The organism is Arthrobacter sp. SLBN-100 (assembly GCF_006715305.1).
GTDB lineage: Bacteria > Actinomycetota > Actinomycetes > Actinomycetales > Micrococcaceae > Arthrobacter.
The window spans coordinates 1,380,584-1,399,592 of record NZ_VFMY01000001.1; the positions used below are offsets into that span (position 1 = coordinate 1,380,584).

Consider the following 19,009-nt stretch of genomic DNA (forward strand, 5'->3'; position numbering starts at 1 on the left):
TCATCCGGAAGGAAGGTGCGGGGCCCTTGTTGGCAACCGGCTCAGTTGGCAACCGGCTCAAAAACCGGCGATAGTTCCCGGTCCGTTGACGGCCACTACATGGAACGCTTCGGCGCTGTGTCCCGCCGGTAGCCCGGCACGTTCCGCGTTGACGTGCATAGCCTGGCGCACTGCAGCTTCCATGGCCTCCACGTCCGGATGCTGGCTGACATGGACGTGGATGGCCTTCAACTTGGCCTCCACATGCCCGGTCACATCAACAAAGTGGTTTTCCCGCTCATCCGGCCCGGCGTAAAGCCAGAGCCAGGGAAGTTTGTACGCTGCCAGCCCGGCTTCGGCCAGTTCCGGGTAGGCGAACGGGTTTTCCACCGCAGGGTAGACGGCCCGTGTCACGGCCTCCCCCACCGCCAGGTGGTCCGGATGGCTCTTCTGGATCCGCCGCCAGTTCCGTTCCGGATGCATGGCCAGTACGACGTCGGGACGCAGTTCACGAATGAGCTTCACCACCCCGCGCATCACCTCATGCGAGGCTTCCAGGTAGCCGTCACGCTGATGGAGGTAATGGATGTCGGAGACCCCCACCAGCTCGGCAGCCCGGCGCTGCTCCGCGTCGCGCATAGTGATGATGTTCGCCCGGTGGACGGCATCAAAGCCGCCCGCATCGCCGTCGGTCATGATGCAGTAACTGACCTGGACACCGGCCGCCGTCCAGGCGGCAATGGTGCCGGCAGCGCCGAAATCGATGTCGTCCGGGTGGGCCGCAAAACAGAGCACCCGTCCAATCCGGTGCGTGGCCGGGTTGAACGGGCTCTGTGCCTGGCTGGCTGAAGCAGTCAATAATCAGCCTTTGCGCTTCTTGATCTCTGCCGTGGCCTGCGGGAGGACGTCGAAGAGGTCTCCGACGATGCCGAAGTCCGCAATCTCGAAGACGGGTGATTCGGCGTCCTTGTTCACCGCCACGATGACCTGCGCGGTCTGCATGCCGGCCTTTTGCTGGATGGCACCGGAGATGCCTGCGGATATATAGAGCTGCGGGGACACGGTCTTACCCGTCTGGCCCACCTGGGCGTCGTGACTGATCCAGCCGGCGTCGGTAGCTGCCCGCGATGCTCCCACGGCTGCTCCGAGCGCGTCGGCGAGCTCCTCCACGGGGCCGAAGTCGCCGTCCAGGCCGCGGCCGCCGGCCACCACGATGCGGGCGTCGGTGAGGTCCGGGCGGCCGCTGGCCACCTTCTGTTCGCGGGCCGTGATCCGGGCGGCGGCAGCGGTGCTGCCGGCCGGAACTTCAACAGTCACGGTTTCCGCCGCGCCGGCTGCGGCGGCTGGCTCGGGGACCACATTGTTGGCCTTGACCGTGAGTACCGAAACGGGGGTGCTGGCCTTGCAGGCTGTGTTGTAGGAACCGGCAAGGACGGACTTGTGCGCAGTCCCGTCCGCATCCACGCCCACGACGTCGGTGATAACGCCGGCGCTGAGGCGGATGCCGAGCCGGGCGGCGATTTCTTTGCCCTCCGGTGAGTTGTCCAGCAGGACGATCGTGGCCCCGGTGCTTTGCGCGGCAGCCGCGAGGTACGCGGCCTTGGGTGCCACGAGGTAGTCGTCCAGGTCCTCCGACGAGGGGCGGAGAACCGTGCTGACACCGTACTCAGCGAGCGTGGTGGAGACGCTGCTGTGCAGTTCCCCGTTGAGCGCTACAACGCTCTCGCCGAGGGAGCGGGCCAGGGTCAGCAGTTCGAGGCTGCTCTTCTTGAGCGCGGTGCCGGGGTTGTCAATAAAAACAAGTACTTTTGCCATGTCGGTGATCCCTCTTAGAGCAGCTTCTGGGCGGCCAGGAAGTCAACCAGCTTGATGCCGGCGTCGCCTTCGTCGGTGATGATGGTGCCGGCGGTGCGCGGCGGCCGCTCCTCCGCGCTGGCCACTGTGGTCCAGGAACCGGAGTGCCCCACCTGGGCGGCGTCGAGTCCGATGTCGGCGAGGGACAAGGTGGTGATGCTCTTGCGCTTGGCGGCGATGATGCCCTTGAAGTTGGGGTACCGGGGCTCATTGATCTGGTCGGTCACGGACACCACTGCGGGCAGGGTGGCTTCCACGGTTTCCGAGGTTGTGTCCGCATCCCGGCGCGCCACAAGCCGTCCGCCATCCACGTCCAGGGAGGAGGCGAACGTCACCTGGGGAAGGCCAAGGCGCTCGGCCAGCTGCGCGGGCACCAGGGAGGTTTCGCCGTCCGTGGAGGCCATGCCGGTGATGATCAGGTCCACCGGCCCGTCCTGGCCCAGCCGCTGGACAGCAGCAGCCAGCGCGAGGGATGTAGCCGCGGCGTCGGAGCCTGCCAAAGCATCATCCGTCAGGTGTACGCCCTCGGTGGCACCCATCTGCAGGGACTTCTTCACGGCGTTGACCGCACCGGCGGGTCCCATGCTCAGGGCGATGACCTGGTTGCCTGCCTTGCTGCCGCCCCGCGCCTCGGCCAGCTGCAGTGCGGCCTCCAGGGCGTATTCGTCCAGCTCGGACAGGATGCTTTCGTCACGGTCGGTCGTGTAGCGCTCCCCGTTGAGGTGACGGTCGAACTGTGCGTCCGGTACATGTTTGACCAGGACGATGATCTTCAATGTCTTCTCCACTGTATCGACAGCAGCCTTCCATGCTTGTGGACAGCCAGCCGGGTGAGGTCATGGCCGCGGGATGCCCGGCGTACGGGTAGCTCCTAGCTAACCATATCGACGCCGGGCTCCGCCCTCTTGCATTACGCCAGTGGCAGCACTTTTACGACGGCGGCAGGTACCACGGCGGCGGCGCCCCCACCTTGGGTGGGGAGCGCCGCCGTCGAACCTTCCTTAAGGTTTCTGCCGCGTGGCCGTGCGGCTGCTAGCTTGCGGTGCCGAGCGTGACGTCCAGGGTTTGTTCGGCGCCGTTGCGCAGGACGGTGATCTTGACGCTGGAACCGGCGGATTGTTCCCGGACGGCGGCCGTCAACTGCTCCGGTTCGCCGATGGCGAGGTCGTTGAATTTCGTAATGACGTCGCCTACCTTGATCCCTGCCTTCCCAGCCGCCGAGTTTGCTTCCACGGTGGCTACTTCCGCACCCACCGAAAATTCGGAGGCGGCACTGGAGGCGGTCTTCTTCTTGACGCTGACGCCGAGCTGGGCGTGTGAAGCCTTACCGGTGTTGATGATTTCCTGGGCGACCCGCTTGGCGTGGTTGATGGGGATGCTGAAGCCCACACCAATGTTGCCGCTGGATGAAGACGATGAGCCTGATCCGGCAGAAGCGATGGCCACGTTGACGCCGATGATCTCGCCGCTGCTGTTCACCAGGGCGCCACCGGAGTTACCCGGGTTGATGGCGGCGTCGGTCTGGATCACGTTGATGGCAATTTCGCCCTTGCCGGTCGTCTGCTGGCTCTGGCCGCCGCCCGGCGGGGCGAACTGGAATCCGCCCTCGTCGTCACCCTCCGCGTTATCGCCCTCATCAGGGGCCGCGGCGGAGGCGACGCTGATGGTCCTGTTAAGCGTGGAGACGATACCGTCCGTGACGGTACCGGTCAGGCCGAGCGGCGAACCGATGGCAATTGCGGTGTCCCCTACGTTGAGCTTCCCGGAGTCACCAAGCGTGGCAGGCGTGAGTCCGGAGGTGTTGTCCACTTTGATCACTGCAAGATCGGACAGCGGGTCCGTGCCCACCAGCTTCGCGGAGAGCACCTTTCCGTCGCTGGTGCGGATTTCGAGGGAGGCGTTGGCTGTCTGGCCATCCAGCGTGACCACGTGCGTGTTGGTGAGGATGTGTCCCTGGTCGTCCAGGACGATGCCGGAGCCGGTGCCACCGGAGCTGCCGCTCGTAGCGCTGATGGTCACCACGCTGGGCGAGGCTTTCAGGGCAGCGGCGGTGATGGCGTTGACGTTGTCCTTGTTATTGACGATGACCGTACCGGGCTGGCTGTTGCTGCTGGTGGTGGCGGTGGAGCCTGCATTATCGAACAGTTCGCCGGAGCCGACGGTGCCTACTGCGCCGCCCACCAGGCCGGCAGCGAGGATGCTGGCCACCAGGGTGCCGACGCCGAATGATGCCTTCCTGCGCGGAGCGTCCTTGGGATTCGGGGCCAGGCCCACGGGGGCGCCGCCCGCTGCATACTGGGCGTTGTGCTGGCCCGGGCCGTAGTAGCCATAGTGGCCCTGCGCGGGCTGGCCTCCCGGGGCGCCGCCCTGTTCACCGGAAGCGGACTGTCCATAGAACGGCTGGCGCTGGGGATTCGGGTGGCGCTGTGGGTACGCGGGGCGTGCTCCGGGCAGTTCCTGCGTGGGGTTCTCCGGCTCGAGCCGTTCAGTGGGGTATTGACGTGGTCCGGGTGCTTCACTGGCCGCGGCTGCCGCCGGGTTCGAGGCTCCCGAGTCATCCGCATCGTGAACCTCAGGATTGTTCCCGGGCTGGGCGGACTGCTGCTGCCAGGGATCCTCCCGGCCGGGACCGCGGTTCTCGGGTGCGGCGCCGGGGGTTTGGTTCTCAGTCATGGGACTTCCTTTCATCCTCTTCTGCTTTAACTATGGACTTCCTCCCTGAATCAAACTCGGATGTTTGCTGAGAGCTTGCTGATTACCTTTTTGGAGTGGTTTTCCTTGGTGTGGCGCCGTTTCGCTGGTGGCATATTCAGCTCAATGGACGGGCTGTGGGGTGCACCATAGAATCAAGATGATTGCCACAGCGACCTGCGGCTACACACATGCGCGGGGGCGCTGCTGCATTCTGAGACGACCGGTTCGTCCCGAATCGGTGTCAGGCGTGCTGAAGGGTTGCACATGCGGTCAAAGTTCAAACGTATCCTCGCCGTGATCGGCCTTACCGGGCTGCTGGCGGTACCCGCCGGTGCGGCCTGGGCCGAGCCGCCGGTCACGCTGGATCCCACAACGAAAATCGTGGATTCGGCCGGTGTCCTGGGTTCAAAAAAGGCTGAGGTGCAGGAAGCCATCAAGAAGCTGGGGACGGACCATGCCACCGTGCTGCACGTCGTCTTCGTCAAGAAATTTGAGAACCCCGCCGATCGTGAAGCCTGGACCGACGCTGTAGCCCAAAAGGCTAACCTCGGCCCCAATGCCCTAATCTTTGCGGTTGCTACGGACCCCAGTGTCAGGCAATACATCCTCAATAAGGGCGGCAGCAAGATCACCAACGCCCAAATCGAAAACATCAAGAGCAAAGCCATCGGGCCACAGTTGGCGAATGACAACTATGCGCAGGCTGCCATCAACGCTGCGGGCGCGATCGGTGATGCAGCTGGCGGTGGCAGCGGCAACGTCCCCTCCGACGGGAGCGCCGGCGCCGCCGTCCTGGTCGGAACCGGTGTAGTCGTTGCAGGCGGCGCGGGTGCATACCTCTACTTCCGCAGCCGGCGGAAGAAGGCTGTCGAAGCCCAGTCGTCCAGCGCAAGCTATGGCCCGCAGGGCCAGGTGGATCCGCTGGCGTCCCTTAGTGTGGAGGAGCTCCGGCGTAAGAGCGGCTCGCTGCTCATCGAAGCGGACGATGCCATCAAGTCCAGCGAACAGGAACTGATGTTCGCCCAGGCACAGTACGGCGATTCCGCCGTCGGCAACTTCACCAAGGCGCTGAAGGAAGCCAAGGCCCACATGACGGAATCGTTCAAGCTGCAGCAGCAGCTGGACGACCACATCCCTGATACCGAGGAGCAGCAGCGCACCTGGCTGGGCGAGATCATCCGCCGCTCGGATGCCGCACTGGCCTCCCTCCAGGAGCAGAAGGCAGATTTCGACTCGCTGCGCGAACTGGAGAAGAACGCGCCGCAGGCTCTGGCACGCGTTAACGCAGGCGCCCATGAAGCAGACGCCAAGATCGTCAGCGCCGAACAGTCGCTCACCGCGCTGCGGGCGAAGTACGCGGAGAGTGCGCTGGCGCAGGTCTCTGACAACATCCTGCAGGCAAAGGAGCGGCTGGCTTTCGTCCAGAACGCTACCGCCACCGCGGAGCAGAAGCTGGGTGAGGGCGAAGGCAGCCTGGCCGCGGTCGCTGTCCGCGCCGCGGAAGAGAGCCTGCACCAGACGAACGTCCTCCTGGATGCGATCGCCAAAGTTTCGTCCGCCCTGGACGAGGCTCGCAACGGCCTTGATGCTGCAATGGTGGACACCTCGCAGGACCTTGCCCAGGCACGTGCCATGATCCAGTCCGGCGCGCATCCCGAGCTCGCCGGCCCCGTGGCTGGCGTGGAAGCGGCGCTCACCCAGGTCAAGTCAGAGATCCAGGGCGGGAAGATCGATCCCATTGCAACCCTGCAGCGGGTGGAAACGGCCCACCAGTCGCTGGACCAGGCCCTGAGCGGAATCCGGGACCAGCAAGAGCAGGCCCGCCGGGCGCAGGCGTCGCTGCAGCAGACCATCATGTCGGCCCAGGCCCAAATCAGTGCCACTTCCGACTACATCACCGCACGCCGCGGCGGTGTGGGAACAGAGGCCCGCACCCGCCTGGCGGAGTCGCAGCGGAACCTGGATTACGCACTGTCCATCGCGCGCACGGACCCCGTCACGGCCCTGACCTACGCGCAGCAGGCGCACGCCCTCGCTGCCCAGGCAGCCCAGTTGGCCCAAGCCGACGTTGACCACTTCGACGGTTACGCCAACCAGGGTTACGGCCGGGGCGGAATGTTCGGCGGAGGAGGCGGCGGCGGACTCGGCGGCGCCATCCTGGGCGGCATCCTGATCAACTCCATCCTCAACGGCGGCGGTGGCGGCGGCTGGGGCGGCGGTCACAGTGACGGCGGAGGCTGGGGTGGCGGCGACTTCGGCGGCGGAGACATGGGCGGCGGCTGGGGTGGAGACTCCGGCGGCGGCGGAGATTTCTAGTTCCGATAGACAACTCGCGGCCCGTCAGGGCGCAGACCGGCGAGCGGAAAATGTAACAACGCACTGTCACTGATTTCAATGCTCACTAAGAGCAGGACGAAAGGTAACACCATGGTTAAACAGTCCATTTTCGGCCGTATCGCACAGCTGGCAAAGGCGAACATCAACACTCTGCTGGACAATGCTGAGGATCCACAGAAGATGCTGGACCAGATGGTCCGGGATTACACCAACAACATCGCCGAAGCGGAGTCCGCCGTTGCACAGACCATCGGCAACCTCCGGATGCTCGAGGACGATTACAACGAGGACGTCAAGAACTCCCGCGACTGGGGCAACAAGGCCCTTGCCGCGTCCCGGAAGGCCGACGAATACCGCGGAAGCGGCCACGTGTCGGACGCCGAGAAGTTCGACAACCTGGCCAAGGTGGCACTGCAGCGCCAGATTTCTGCGGAGAATGAGGCCAAGGGCGCAGAACCGGCCATCGCGTCCCAGCGTGAAGTGGTGGACAAGCTGAAGACCGGCCTGGAACAAATGAAGGGCAAGCTGAACCAGCTGACCAGCAAGCGCAACGAACTGGTTGCGCGCTCCAAGACCGCTGCAGCACAGTCCCAGGTCCACGATGCCATCAAGAGCATCGACATCATGGACCCCACCAGCGAGGTGGGGCGCTTCGAAGAGAAGATCCGCCGCGAAGAGGCCAAGGTCCGCGGGCAGCAGGAACTTACCGAGTCGAGCCTGGACGCGCAGTTCAACCAGCTGGAGGATCTCGGCGAGCAGGTGGAGATCGAGGCACGCCTCGCGGCCCTGAAATCAGGCGGGACCGCAAAGCCTTCCATCGGCGCAGGCCGCAGTGCAGACGCTGAATCCACCGTGAGCGAAGCTGATTTCGACAAGCTCTGACAGTCACAGGGGGCTTCCGCACTCGAAGCACCCGGAGCACTAAAGACGCTCATGAAAGGCCGGGGCCGCCGCCCCGGCCTTTCTGCTGCCGCTGGTGTGTAGCGTGGGGGGATGGCTTCCTCCGACGCAACGTCGCTCGTCTGGCTGCGCGATGACCTTCGCCTGGACGACAACCCTGCGCTGTCCGAGGCGGCAGCGCTTGGCCTGCCCCTGACCGTCGTGTACGTTCTGGACGAAGAGTCTGCAGGCGTCCGGCCGCTGGGCGGAGCAACCCGGTGGTGGCTGCATCATTCCCTTGCCGCGCTGGGAGAATCCCTGGGAGCGAACGGCTCCCGCCTGCTCCTTCGTCGCGGACCGGCCGCTGATGTCATCAAGGACCTCGCAACGGAAACCGCCGCGAAGCATCTTTTCTGGAACCGGCGTTACGGGCTGCCGGAGCGGACGGTGGATGCCGCTGTCAAGGAGTGGGCCGGCAACAATGACGTCCAGGCTTTGAGCTACCAGGCAAATCTCCTGTTTGAGCCGTGGACGGTCCGCACCGGAGCAGGCGGCCCCTACAAGGTCTTTACACCCTTCTGGCGGGCCTGCCTTGCCAAGGCTGATGTGCGCGACCCCCTGGAACCGCCCCGGCAGCTGCCACCGCCCGCCACCGCGCAGAGAGGATGGCTGCCAACAGGGGAAGCCCTGGACAGCTGGAATCTTCTCCCGCACTCCCCCGACTGGAGCGGCGGCCTGGCCGAAATGTGGGAGCCGGGAGAGGAAGGCGCCAGGCACCGCCTTGATGACTTCCTGGACGGGCCGGCCGAGGATTACGGAACCGGCCGCAACGTGCCGGGGGTCGAGGGAACCAGCCGGCTGTCGCCGCACTTGCGCTTCGGCGAGATCAGTCCCTTCCGGGTGTGGCGGGAGATCCGGCGGTACTTCCCGCACCAGGTACCGGCCGACGTCGGGATCTTCCGTTCGGAGCTTGGCTGGCGGGAATTCTGCTGGCACCTGCTGTATGCCAACCCTGAACTGGCCACCCGGAACTACCGCGCCGAGTTTGACCGGTTCGAGTGGCAGTCGCTCAACCGGAACGAGCTGAGGGCCTGGCAGCAGGGCCGCACCGGGTACCCGTTCGTCGATGCCGGCATGCGGCAGCTGTGGCAGACGGGCTGGATGCACAACCGGGTGCGGATGGCGGCCGCGTCCTTCCTGGTCAAGAATCTCCTGGCGGACTGGCGCATCGGCGAGAAGTGGTTCTGGGACACCCTCGTTGACGCGGATGCCGCCAGCAACCCGGCCAACTGGCAGTGGGTGGCCGGATCCGGAGCGGACGCCTCCCCCTACTACCGGATCTTCAACCCGGTGACGCAGAGCAAGAAGTTCGATGCAGCGGGCCGATACCTGCGGCGGTTTGTTCCGGAACTCGCAGACCTTGACGGGAAGGCTATCCACGAACCGTGGAAAGCCGGGGAGGTGCCCGGCTACCCGCTTCCGCTGGTGGGGCTGCCCGAGTCCCGGGAGCGGGCGCTGGAGGCTTATGCCAGGCTCAAGGACTGAGCCGTCCGCCTGCACTTTGCTGGCAAGCGGGCCGGTGTCCGTCTTTAGCGGCTGACCTTGCCCATCAGGGACGCAATCGGCCGCAGGAAGATGGGGCGGGCCAAGAACCAGCCGGCTGCCATGACCACCACCGAGGCGAGGAACACCCAGAACCCGAACCAGCCGTCGTCGTCCCGTACGCCGTACATGTGGTTGAGGTTGCGCAGGGCGCCGGTGGCAAGGACCAGGAAGACGTGCACCACAATGAAGGCCACGAAGTAGATCATTACCGGGAAGTGGACGGCGCGGGCCCATTCAATGGGGTATGCCTTGTTGAGGCCGGCTGCCTTCTTGGGCCAGGCGGAGGACATGCGCAGGCCGGTAATGAAGGCCAGCGGAGCCGCGATGAAGACCGTGATGAAGTACGTGAGGAGCTGGAGGGCGTTGTAGTTGATCCAGCCGTTCTCCGTGGGCCAGTCCAGAGAGGCGTACTGGAGGGCTGCCGAGAGGGCGTTCGGGAAGACGTCCCAGCTGGTGGGGACGATCCGCATCCACTGCCCGGTGGCGAACAGCAGGACGGCGAACACCAGGCCGTTCAGGATCCACAGCGCATCCAGCGTCAGGTGGAACCAGAGCTCAAGGCTGATCTTGGTGGGCGGGTTCTTGGTTTTGATCAGTCCCTTGTTGTTCCGGGTCCAGTGGCCGCTGGGACGCGTGGTGGTACGCACCTGCCAGCCGGTCCGGATGATGAGCAGCAGGAAGAATGCATTCAGGAAGTGCTGCCATGCCAACCATGCCGGGAACCCCTCCGGTGCCTGAGCCGGAAGCTCAGAGTGGCCCGGATAGTCCGCTGCGAAGGAAGCGACGGCGGGCAGCCCCACCAGCCATTTGGCGATCAGCACCACCAGGACCAGCGCCACGAGGACGGCGGGCACACCCCAATAGAGACGGGACCGCTTGCCCGCGGCGGCGCCAGGCTTCTTCGTGGGTGTGGACATCGAGCAACATTCCTCTCGAGAATGACGTGGTACTCACGATCTGTGAGGCTCTGCGAAAGAGAATACTAGGAACTGCCGGCATTCAAGGAAAAAAGAAGACCCCGTCCGGCTTGTCTGCCGGTCGGGGTCTTCACATAAGTTGCGGGGACAGGATTTGAACCTGTGACCTCTGGGTTATGAGCCCAGCGAGCTACCGAACTGCTCCACCCCGCGTCGCAGAATCAACACTACCCTATTTCGGCGGCAGGTTTTTCCACCCGCCGTTTCGGGCTTCCCGCCACCTCCGGCGCCTTCCCCGCAACGCGCCACACCTCGGCAGGTTTAGGGCATCGCTCCGGCAGGTTTTAGGGCATCGCTCCATCAGTTCCTGGTGGAGTTCGACGGCGGTGCGGCCGGCGGAAGCGTGCGGGAGAGTACCTCCGGGAGATTCCCAAGAGTGATGGAGCGTTGCCCGACTCCATGCGAAACGTGATGGAGCGTTGCCCGATTCCAGGCGAAACGTGATGGAGCGTTGCCCGATTCCAGGCGAAAGGTGATGGAGCGTTGCCCGATTCCAGGCGAAAGGTGATGGAGCGTTGCCCGACTCCATGCGCATTGCATCACCGGCGGCGGGAGCTTAAAACAAAAGGTCCGGACACTGTTTCCAGTATCCGGACCTTTCTCCAGTTGCGGGGACAGGATTTGAACCTGTGACCTCTGGGTTATGAGCCCAGCGAGCTACCGAACTGCTCCACCCCGCGTCGCAAGAACTACTCTACCGGGAGGTGAACAGCAGGCAAAATCGGGAGGGCGTGATCTCCGTCTCGCCGGCCCGGCATCCGCTCTCTGGACGAACGGATGCCGGCTGCCGCCGTCGTGATCATGTAGTGCGCATCAGCTGCTCGGCGAGGGCGACGGTGTGGTTTCCGGGGTTGCCGTCGACGCCGGAGCCGGGGTGGCCTCGGGCGCGATCACCGGGATCTTCGCCTCTGCATCCACCGCCTTCTTGAGGGCGGCTGCAATCCGCTTCTGCGCCTCACCGTAGGCCGTGAAATCGCCGGCAGCCAGTGCTGCCTGCCCGGCCTGCATCGCCGCGTTCGCTTCGTCCAGCGCCGCCTTCAGCTCAGCCTTCGCATCTGCTCCTGCCGGCGTGGCAGGTGTAGCCGGGCCCGCCGGCGCCTGCCCGTTGTTGTCCGAGTCTCCGGCGGCGGCCCCGGAGTCTCCTCCGAAGAGCTGCTTCAGGGCCTCGTCCAGGGTTGGGGCAAAACCAACCTTGTCGCCGAAGGCCACCAGGACGCGCTGCAACGTGGGGTAGGACGTCTCGCCGGTGGACTTGAGGTAGACCGGCTGGACGTAGAGGATGCCGCCGCCGACAGGAAGCGTCAGCAGGTTGCCGTTCAGCACGTCCGAGGCGCCCTGGCGGAGCAGGTTGAGGGCCTGGGACACAGTGGGATCAGAGTTGAACTTGTTCTGGGCCTGGCCGGGTCCGGGGACCTGGATCTCCGGCGGGATCTGCAGCAGCCGCAGCTTGCCGTAGCTGTCGGCTTTCACGCCAGCCTGGTTGCCGGCGTCCGAGTCGGCAGCCAGGAACCCATAAAGGACGTTGCGGGCGTTTCCGTTGACGATCTGCGGAATGTACGAGGACGTCAGCTGGAAGGCAGGCTCCTCCTGGTCCGGCATCTGCAGCGACATGTAGAACGGCGGCTGCTTGACATCCGTGTCCACGGTGGGATCCGCCGGCACGCTCCAGGCGTCATTGGTCTTGTAGAAGCTGGAGGGGTCCGTAACGTGGTACTGCCCCAGGAGCTGGCGCTGGACCTTGAACAGGTCCTCCGGGTAGCGGACGTGGCTCATCACGTCGCCGGACATTTCCGAGAACGGCTTCAGCGATGAGGGGAACACCTTCTGCCAGGACTTCAGCAGCGGGTCCTGGTCATCCCAGGCGTAGAGGGTGACCGAACCGTCGTACGCATCCACCGTGGCTTTGACCGAGTTCCGGATGTAGTTGACCGTGCTGTTGGGCAGGGCCACGGCACGTCCCGAGGTGGTCTGGGTGTCCTCGGTGGCGTTGGAAAGCTGTTCCTGCTGCGAGTAGGGGTAGTACTGGCTGGTGGTGTAGCCGTCCACGATCCACTTCACGCGCCCGTCCACCACAGCCGGGTAGGCATTGCCATCCACCGTCAGGTAGGGGGCAACTTTCTCCACGCGCTCACGCGGATTGCGGTCGTACAGGATTTGGGACTCGGCGTTGACGCCGTCAGAGAGCAGCATGTCCGAGGACTGGAACTTGATGGAGTACAGCACCCGGTTGAAGAAAGTTCCAACGTTGGGTCCGCCGTTGCCTTCGAAGGTGTACTGGGTCTCCCCCTCCCCTTCTCGGCCGGACGGCCTGTCCTGCTCACGGGCAGGGGCTCCGTCCGGTGCGCCCACAATAGAGTATTCGGGCGAGGACTCGCCGAAGTAGATCCGGGGCTGGTACTTCGAATCATCGCCCAGCACGCCCGTTGACGGAATGCCTGACTGCAGGAAGTCCGGCTTGCCGTCCACGGTGAACTTGTTGCCCTTGGCGGCCACCACGCCGTAACCGTGGGTGTACACCACGTGCTGGTTCAGCCAGCCCTGCTGATTGGTGGCCACGTTGGTGGGGTTCAGTTCACGGACAGCGATCACTGTGTCCTGGATCTTGCCGTCCACTTTGTAGCGGTCCACGTTGAGGGCGTCCGGGAACTGGTAGTACGGCCGGTACTGTTCCAGCTGGGAGAATGCGTCCGAAATCAGGTTTGGGTCGAGCAGGCGGATGTTTGCCGTGGTCTGGGCATCCGGGGCGAGGGCACCGGTACTGGCGGTGTTGGTGGCGTTATAGCGGCTCACCTGGATGGCATCGAGTCCATAGGCTTTGCGCGTGTTGTCGATATTGCGCTGGATGTATTGCTTTTCCAGTGTCTCTTCTGACGGGCGGACCTGGAACTGCTGGATCACCCAGGGGTAGACACCGCCGGCCAGGATGGACGTGATGACCAGCATCGCGGTTCCGATGACGGGCAGGCGCCAGCGGCCGATGACCGCTGCCACGATGAAGAGGATGGCAACCAGCGCGGCTGCCACCGCCAGGATGGCCTTGGTGGGGATGACGGCGTTGACGTCCGTGTAGAGCGCGCCGGCCCAGCGTCCGCCGTTACTCTGAACCGCGGAGTAACGGTCCAGCCAAAAGTTGATGCCCAGGAGCACCAGGAAGGCAGCGCCCGTGACGGCGATGTGGATCTGGGCGGCACGGCTGGTGAAGACGCCCCGCTCCATCAGCCTGATGCTGCCGTACAGATAGTGGGTGAGGATTCCGGCAATTCCGGCGATAACCACCACGCTGATCAGGAACCCGGTGACGAAACCGAGGAACGGCAGGGTCATCAGGTAGAAGCTGATATCCAGGTTAAATTGTGGGTCCTGCTGGCCGAAGGGCTCCTGGTTGAAGAAAAGGAGGACCTTCTGCCACTGGCTGGCGGCGGCGCTGCCGGCGAACAGTCCGAAAAGGACAGGCAGGCCCACCATCACCACGCGGCGGACCGGTTCCAGCTGTGCCTGGTAACGGTTGAGGTTGTCGCGGATTTCAGAGTCCGGTGCGTAGACCGGACGGGACTGGTATGCGATGCGGATGGCGAAGAAGACCGCCAGGAACATCACGGCGAATCCGGTCACGAAGATGCCGATCCTGGCCAGGTTCTCGGTGACGAACACTTCGATGAAGCCGAGCTGGCGGTACCAGAGGACATCGGTCCAGACGTTTGCGAAGAAGATGAAGCCCACAACCACCAGGGCAACAACGATCAGCGTGGGCGTCAGCGCGCCGCGTCTTGAAGGGGGTTTACCTGTGGACATGGTGCTGGCGGGTCGGGACAAACTCGGTACCTCATAGCTGGTCGGTCAGATGATTCGAAGCGTGCGTGCGAGCGACGTCCTTACCGGTCAAACGCTGGTTTAGCCGTCATAATTGCCACGAGTGGCGGTAGAGCTTAGTTCCTGCCCAGTCTAGTTGGTTGTGCACGCCGGGAGGCCGGACGTGTCCTGGCCGGAACCGGCAAGTTCGACGGCGTCCCTCGCCTCTGCGAGGTTCTCAACCTTGACCACCTGCAGGCCAGCCGGGACATGGCCCACCACTTCCCCGCAGTTGGCAGCGGGGGCAAGGAACACAGTGGCTCCCCCGGCCCGTGCCCCCTGCATCTTCTGCCCGATGCCGCCGATGGGTCCGACAGTGCCGTCCGGGGAAATGGTTCCCGTCCCGGCAAAGTGCTTGCCGCCGGTCAGGTCGCCCGGGGTGACGGTGTCGATAATGCCGAGCGAGAACATGAGCCCGGCGCTGGGCCCGCCCACTTTGTCCAGCGAGATCTTCACGTCAAAGGGGAAGGTGAACAGGTATTTGAGCATCACGCCCAGGATGAAACGCCCTTCGCCGTTGTCCTTGGGCGTAATGGACTGGCTGACTTCCCGGCCAGCCCGTTCCACCACCACGGTGGCGGGCGCACCCTTGCCTGCCGCCAGTTCCTCCTGGATGACGGCCAGGGAGGTGATCTCCTTGCCGTTGACCGTCTTGAGGATGTCACCCGGTTCAATCTTTCCGGCCGCGGCGGAACCGTCGGACAGGCCTGCGGCCTGCAGCTGTTGCCCGAAGGAAATGTCCAGCTCATTGAGGGCGGACGCCACCGCATTCTCCTGCGAGGTGGTCATGGCCACCGAGCTCTGCTCCTGCGCCTCTTCCTTGCTGGTCCCCTTGGGATAGATCATTTCCACGGGATACACCGCTTTGGAACTGTCAAGCCACGCAGAGAAAGCCCCCAGGAAACTCACCGGCCCATTGGGGCCGCCGTCTACATAGACGGTGGTCAGGTCAAGGTTTCCCGCCGCGGGATAAGTATCCCGGCCCGTGACGCTGATGACCGGGCTTCCCTGGCTCTGGCCCAGGGTGTTGAAGGTGGGGCCGGGCGATTCAACAACATAGGGCACCGGCAGGGTGCCCACGGCGATTCCCAGGCCAAGCGCCGCCACCCCGGCCACCATCATGGCGGAGAGCTTGGGCTTTCGGCGGTCGGGTCCGATGGGTCCCGCTTCCGCTGGGGAAGACGGTGGGCCGGCTGGCGTGCTGCCAGCCTCGGGCTCTTCTGTTTCCGCAGGCCAGGGGCCGGACTGGAGCTCGGCGGCGTGGTCCTCTGAAGGGTGGCCGCCACGGGTTGTAGTCACTGCACCAACATTACGCGGTGACCGGCAGCTCCAGTTCTTTGCCGACAGCGAACGGTAACGCAGTGCGGCAGACAGCCGACCGGCACCGGGGTACCGTGAAGGTTGAGCACCAGTCACACCGACGATCGGCGGGATCATGACCTCCAACCCACTTAATCCGTCCAACGGCGACGACACCCCCAAGGACCCGTTGACCGAGATGCTGCAAAACCTGATGGGCGGCAAGGGGATGGAGAATTTCGACCCCGCCGAACTGGCCAAGGCAGCCGGCCTTCCCAACGACCCGAATCTGCTGGCCCAGATGTTCTCCCAGGTGCAGGCCATGATGAGCGCACCGTCTGAAGGGCCAGTGAACTGGCAGCTTGCCCACGAGAATGCGCGGCGGGTTGCAGCGGCGAGTGCCGATCCGTCAGTCACCTCGCAGCAGTCCCGTGAAGTGGACGAAGCCCTTCGGCTCGCCGAACTGTGGCTCGATCCCGTGACGGACCTTCCCGCCACCGGCCTGATCGGCCGGGCGTGGTCCCGCGCAGAGTGGGTGGAGGCCACGCTTGGCACGTGGAAGCGGCTCACCGAGCCGGTGGCGAACAGCATCGCCAACGCACTCTCCTCGGCCATGACCGAACAGATGCCGGAAGAAATGAAGTCGATGATGGGCGGGGCCTCGTCCATGCTCCAGAACATGGGCGGCGCCATCTTCGGCATGCAGCTCGGACAGGCCATCGGCGCCCTCTCCCAGGACGTGGTCAGCTCCACCGACATCGGCGTGCCCCTGGCCGACCTTGAAATGGCACTGCTGCCCCTGAACATCGCCGCCTTCGGTGAAGGACTGTCCCTGCCTGAAAACGATATCCGGCTCTTCCTCGCCGTCAGGGAAGCTGCCCACGCAAGGCTCTTCGTGCAGGTCCCGTGGCTGCGCGGCCACCTGCTGGGCGCCATCGAGGCCTACGCCCGCGGCATCCACATCGACACGTCCCGCATTGAAGAACTGGCCCGAGACCTGGACCCCAGCAATCCCGAGGGCATCCAGGAGGCCTTGTCGCAGGGCGTATTCATGCCGCAGCGGACTCCTGCGCAGGACCAGGCACTGGAGAAGCTGGAGACGGCGCTGGCCCTCGTGGAGGGCTGGGTGGACGAGCTCACGGCCGCGGCCACCGAGAAGCTGCTGCCCTCCGCCGGCGCGCTGCGGGAAACAGTGCGGCGCCGGCGGGCAACGGGCGGGCCGGCCGAGCACGCCTTCGCCGCCTTGGTGGGGCTGGAACTTCGTCCCCGCCGGCTGCGGGACGCCGCAACACTCTGGGCCACCTTGAAGGAAGAACGCGGCATCGAAGGCCGCGACGCGATCTGGCAGCACCCCGACCTCCTGCCCACCGCGGAGGACCTGGACGATCCGAAGGGTTTCAGCGGACGCCGCAAGCTGGCCGAGGCCAGTGACAGCGAAGTGGACGACGCCCTGCAGAAGTTGCTGAGCGGCGGGTTTGACGAGTCCCCGTCGGCCGGCACGGAAGAGCCCGACGACGGGACGGCCGGCGGCGGCCAGGCTGACGGCGGCGCCAACCAGGGCCAGGACGACCAGAATGGCGAGGACGGCGGGCCGAAAAGCTAAGCCGGCCTCGGGTGTGTCTCCGTTATTGGCGTAGCCCTACAACGACGCGGTGAAGGACCCCTGCAGCTCCATACGAGAGGGCAACTCTGTTGTAACAGCCGGCTTTGACCACGAGCACGGCGATGAGGTGGTGACGGGAATGGCCAGGATCAGGGACCAGTTCATGGAGTTCCCAGACGGCGGAGGACTGGGTGATGGTGACGTCGTTGAGCACCCCGAGGCCGGACACGTTCATCAGGGTCACGGCTTAATAGCTGGTCACCGCGGTCAGGTTCGCTGCCCCTGTTGCCCAGGGCAGGTCTAATCGTGGGTGGGTTCGCCGGTGATGCGGTGGTCGGCGTGGTTAATGGTTTCGCGGATGAGCCGCACGAGGTGCCCGTCGTGGAGGGAGTAGATGACGTGGCGGCCGTCTTTGCGCGTGTCCACCAATCCGCTGAGACGGAGTTTGGCCAGGTGCTGGCTGACCACCGTCCGCGGCACTCCAACACCTGCCGTGAGCTCGGTGACGGTCTGCGGGCCCTGCACGAGCTGCCACAGCAGGTGCAGGCGGGTCGGTTCGGCGAGCATCCGCAGCGTGCCGGCAGCTGATTCCAGAAGCTCCGGCCCTGGCGTTACCGGGTGAACCAGGGACGGTTTCTCAGGTGCGTCGCGGGGTACGCTGTGCGGCTGACTGCTCAACGCTCTGTTCCTTCCCTGCCTCTTCGATGGCCTCGGCTCGGTCGTGTCGGGGCCAGGACAGGAATGCTGCTGCACTGCCTATCATCGCAATAATTGTCAGCGCCAGCGCCGCCCAGCCCAAACCGGCAGCGGCACCCAGCCACCCGGCCAGCGGGTAGGTGAGGACATAGCAGGCGTGGGAAAGCGAAAACTGGGTGGTGAAAACGTAAGGGCGGGTCTCCTCCGTAGAGGCGTCGCGTAGCAGCCGGGACGACGGGGTCAGGATCGTGGAGTTCGCCGCGCCGAGCAGGAACCACAAGCCCAGCAGCAGCCACCACCCGGTTCCGGGAACCCCGAGCAGGGTCAGCGCGGCAGCGCCGGCGAGGACGACTGGGATGAGTGCCGCGCCCGTGAGCATCACCGCGCGGTCCCCCAATCGGTCGAGCACCCCGGGCGCGGACAGCGCAACGATCATCGAACCCACCCCGAAACACGCGAGAGCCAGGGCCAGGTCGGTGTCCGGGCGGTGCAGCACGTCCCGGACGTACACCACCGTGTTGACCAGCACCAGCGCCGTGGGTGCGGCAACCACCAGGTTCAGGGCCAGCAGTGACCGCAGCCGCCGGTTCCGCCAAAAGATCCTGGCACCGAGGGTGGTACGGTGCCACAGTGAAGTCTGGGGCCCAGCGGGCACCGGAACCCGGGGCAGGACTGTGATGGCGACCATCAGGGCAGAGAACAGGAACCCGGCGGCGGTCCCGATGAAGAGTTTGTTGTAGCTCAGCACCGTCAGCAGCAGCGCCGCGGCCGCGGGACTGACCAGCGCTTCCATGTCATACGCCAGCCGGGACAGCGATAACGCCCGGGTGTAGTCCCGTTCCTCCCGAAGGATGGTCGGGATGAGTGACTGGAACGCCGGGGTGAAGGTCGCGGAGGCAGACTGCAGCAGGAAGATCACCACGTAGATCTGCCACACCTCGGTGATGAACGGCAGACTCAGGGCCATCGCCGCCCGGATCAGATCCGCGCCGATCAGGACACGCTTCTTCGGCCATCGCGTCACCAGGGCATTGATCACCGGGGCCAGACCGACGTAGGCCAGCATCTTGATCGTCAACGCGGTGCCGAGCACTGCGCCGGCATTACTTCCGGCGAGGTCATAGGCCAGAAGGCCCAAGGCAACGGTCAGCAGCCCGGTGCCGATCAGCGCCACAATCTGAGCGGCGAAAAGCCTCCGGTAGCTGACATTCTGCAGAACCGACAACATCCAGCAACC

Annotated in this window: 14 protein-coding genes and 2 tRNA genes; 4 read left to right on the top strand and 12 right to left on the bottom strand. The window is 64.8% G+C overall.

The annotated features are described in order from the left end of the window. Positions 1–57 precede the first annotated feature (57 nt). The 4 genes from FBY31_RS06395 to FBY31_RS06410 form a co-directional block, all read right to left on the bottom strand. The gene (locus FBY31_RS06395) at positions 58–837 is read right to left on the bottom strand and encodes a PIG-L deacetylase family protein (protein WP_142038280.1); all 780 of its coding nucleotides are present in this window, start codon (positions 835–837) and stop codon (positions 58–60) included. A 3-nt stretch (positions 838–840) separates the two neighbouring features. Further along, entirely contained in the window at positions 841–1,794 is a 954-nt protein-coding gene (locus tag FBY31_RS06400) for an electron transfer flavoprotein subunit alpha/FixB family protein (protein WP_142038284.1), read from the bottom strand. A 14-nt stretch (positions 1,795–1,808) separates the two neighbouring features. Further along, positions 1,809–2,609: an electron transfer flavoprotein subunit beta/FixA family protein gene (locus FBY31_RS06405; protein ID WP_142045124.1), complete on the bottom strand. Its 801-nt coding sequence runs from the start codon at positions 2,607–2,609 to the stop codon at positions 1,809–1,811. A gap of 256 nt (positions 2,610–2,865) precedes the next feature. Next, the gene (locus FBY31_RS06410; RefSeq protein WP_142038288.1) at positions 2,866–4,506 is read right to left on the bottom strand and encodes a S1C family serine protease; all 1,641 of its coding nucleotides are present in this window, start codon (positions 4,504–4,506) and stop codon (positions 2,866–2,868) included. Positions 4,507–4,791: 285 nt separating this feature from the next. Here FBY31_RS06410 and FBY31_RS06415 point away from each other — a divergent pair, with 285 nt between their 5' ends. The 3 genes from FBY31_RS06415 (at position 4,792) to FBY31_RS06425 (ending at position 9,288) form a co-directional block, all read left to right on the top strand. After that, positions 4,792–6,843 (top strand): TPM domain-containing protein, encoded by a 2,052-nt coding sequence (locus FBY31_RS06415; RefSeq protein ID WP_142038291.1) that lies wholly within the window; start codon positions 4,792–4,794, stop codon positions 6,841–6,843. A 111-nt stretch (positions 6,844–6,954) separates the two neighbouring features. After that, the gene (locus FBY31_RS06420; RefSeq protein ID WP_142038294.1) at positions 6,955–7,746 is read left to right on the top strand and encodes a PspA/IM30 family protein; all 792 of its coding nucleotides are present in this window, start codon (positions 6,955–6,957) and stop codon (positions 7,744–7,746) included. 111 nt (positions 7,747–7,857) lie between these two features. Further along, positions 7,858–9,288: a cryptochrome/photolyase family protein gene (locus FBY31_RS06425; RefSeq protein ID WP_142038296.1), complete on the top strand. Its 1,431-nt coding sequence runs from the start codon at positions 7,858–7,860 to the stop codon at positions 9,286–9,288. Between the two features lie 44 nt (positions 9,289–9,332). Here FBY31_RS06425 and FBY31_RS06430 read toward each other — a convergent pair whose 3' ends face one another. The 5 genes from FBY31_RS06430 to FBY31_RS06450 form a co-directional block, all read right to left on the bottom strand. Further along, positions 9,333–10,265: a cytochrome b/b6 domain-containing protein gene (locus FBY31_RS06430; RefSeq protein ID WP_142038299.1), complete on the bottom strand. Its 933-nt coding sequence runs from the start codon at positions 10,263–10,265 to the stop codon at positions 9,333–9,335. A gap of 139 nt (positions 10,266–10,404) precedes the next feature. Next, positions 10,405–10,478: transfer RNA gene (locus FBY31_RS06435), tRNA-Met, on the bottom strand. Between the two features lie 453 nt (positions 10,479–10,931). Next, positions 10,932–11,005 (bottom strand) — tRNA-Met (locus FBY31_RS06440). Between the two features lie 133 nt (positions 11,006–11,138). Continuing rightward, the gene (locus tag FBY31_RS06445) at positions 11,139–14,117 is read right to left on the bottom strand and encodes a UPF0182 family membrane protein (RefSeq protein ID WP_142045126.1); all 2,979 of its coding nucleotides are present in this window, start codon (positions 14,115–14,117) and stop codon (positions 11,139–11,141) included. Between the two features lie 150 nt (positions 14,118–14,267). Then, positions 14,268–15,296, bottom strand: a complete 1,029-nt coding sequence (locus FBY31_RS06450; RefSeq protein WP_142045128.1) for a YlbL family protein — start codon at positions 15,294–15,296, stop codon at positions 14,268–14,270. Between the two features lie 313 nt (positions 15,297–15,609). On the opposite strand from FBY31_RS06450, the gene FBY31_RS06455 reads away from it, so the two are divergent. Beyond that, positions 15,610–17,076: a zinc-dependent metalloprotease gene (locus FBY31_RS06455; protein WP_142038302.1), complete on the top strand. Its 1,467-nt coding sequence runs from the start codon at positions 15,610–15,612 to the stop codon at positions 17,074–17,076. Positions 17,077–17,098: 22 nt separating this feature from the next. Here the strand turns inward: FBY31_RS06455 and FBY31_RS22800 are convergent, their stop codons facing one another. Genes FBY31_RS22800 through FBY31_RS06470 form a run of 3 tightly spaced genes read right to left on the bottom strand, consistent with a single transcriptional unit; the run spans position 17,099 to position 19,000 of the window. Continuing rightward, positions 17,099–17,320 carry a hypothetical protein gene (locus tag FBY31_RS22800; protein WP_160142446.1) on the bottom strand — a complete coding sequence of 74 codons (222 nt, stop codon included), beginning with the start codon at positions 17,318–17,320 and terminating at the stop codon, positions 17,099–17,101. Between the two features lie 56 nt (positions 17,321–17,376). After that, positions 17,377–17,754: an ArsR/SmtB family transcription factor gene (locus tag FBY31_RS06465; protein WP_142038305.1), complete on the bottom strand. Its 378-nt coding sequence runs from the start codon at positions 17,752–17,754 to the stop codon at positions 17,377–17,379. Then, on the bottom strand, positions 17,714–19,000 hold the full coding sequence (locus FBY31_RS06470) for an MFS transporter (RefSeq protein WP_142038308.1): 1,287 nt from the start codon (positions 18,998–19,000) through the stop codon (positions 17,714–17,716). The genes FBY31_RS06465 and FBY31_RS06470 overlap by 41 nt, the downstream gene beginning before the upstream one ends. Positions 19,001–19,009 lie beyond the last annotated feature (9 nt).

Coding starts and splice junctions, on each gene's coding strand:
- FBY31_RS06415 (WP_142038291.1), top strand. CDS start 4,792: ATGCGGTCAAAGTTCAAACGTATCCTCGCCGTGATCGGCCTTACCGGG.
- FBY31_RS06450 (WP_142045128.1), bottom strand. CDS start 15,296: ATGATGGTGGCCGGGGTGGCGGCGCTTGGCCTGGGAATCGCCGTGGGC.
- FBY31_RS06455 (WP_142038302.1), top strand. CDS start 15,610: ATGACCTCCAACCCACTTAATCCGTCCAACGGCGACGACACCCCCAAG.
- FBY31_RS06430 (WP_142038299.1), bottom strand. CDS start 10,265: ATGTCCACACCCACGAAGAAGCCTGGCGCCGCCGCGGGCAAGCGGTCC.
- FBY31_RS06420 (WP_142038294.1), top strand. CDS start 6,955: ATGGTTAAACAGTCCATTTTCGGCCGTATCGCACAGCTGGCAAAGGCG.
- FBY31_RS06400 (WP_142038284.1), bottom strand. CDS start 1,794: ATGGCAAAAGTACTTGTTTTTATTGACAACCCCGGCACCGCGCTCAAG.
- FBY31_RS06425 (WP_142038296.1), top strand. CDS start 7,858: ATGGCTTCCTCCGACGCAACGTCGCTCGTCTGGCTGCGCGATGACCTT.
- FBY31_RS06445 (WP_142045126.1), bottom strand. CDS start 14,117: ATGTCCACAGGTAAACCCCCTTCAAGACGCGGCGCGCTGACGCCCACG.
- FBY31_RS06410 (WP_142038288.1), bottom strand. CDS start 4,506: ATGACTGAGAACCAAACCCCCGGCGCCGCACCCGAGAACCGCGGTCCC.
- FBY31_RS06470 (WP_142038308.1), bottom strand. CDS start 19,000: ATGTTGTCGGTTCTGCAGAATGTCAGCTACCGGAGGCTTTTCGCCGCT.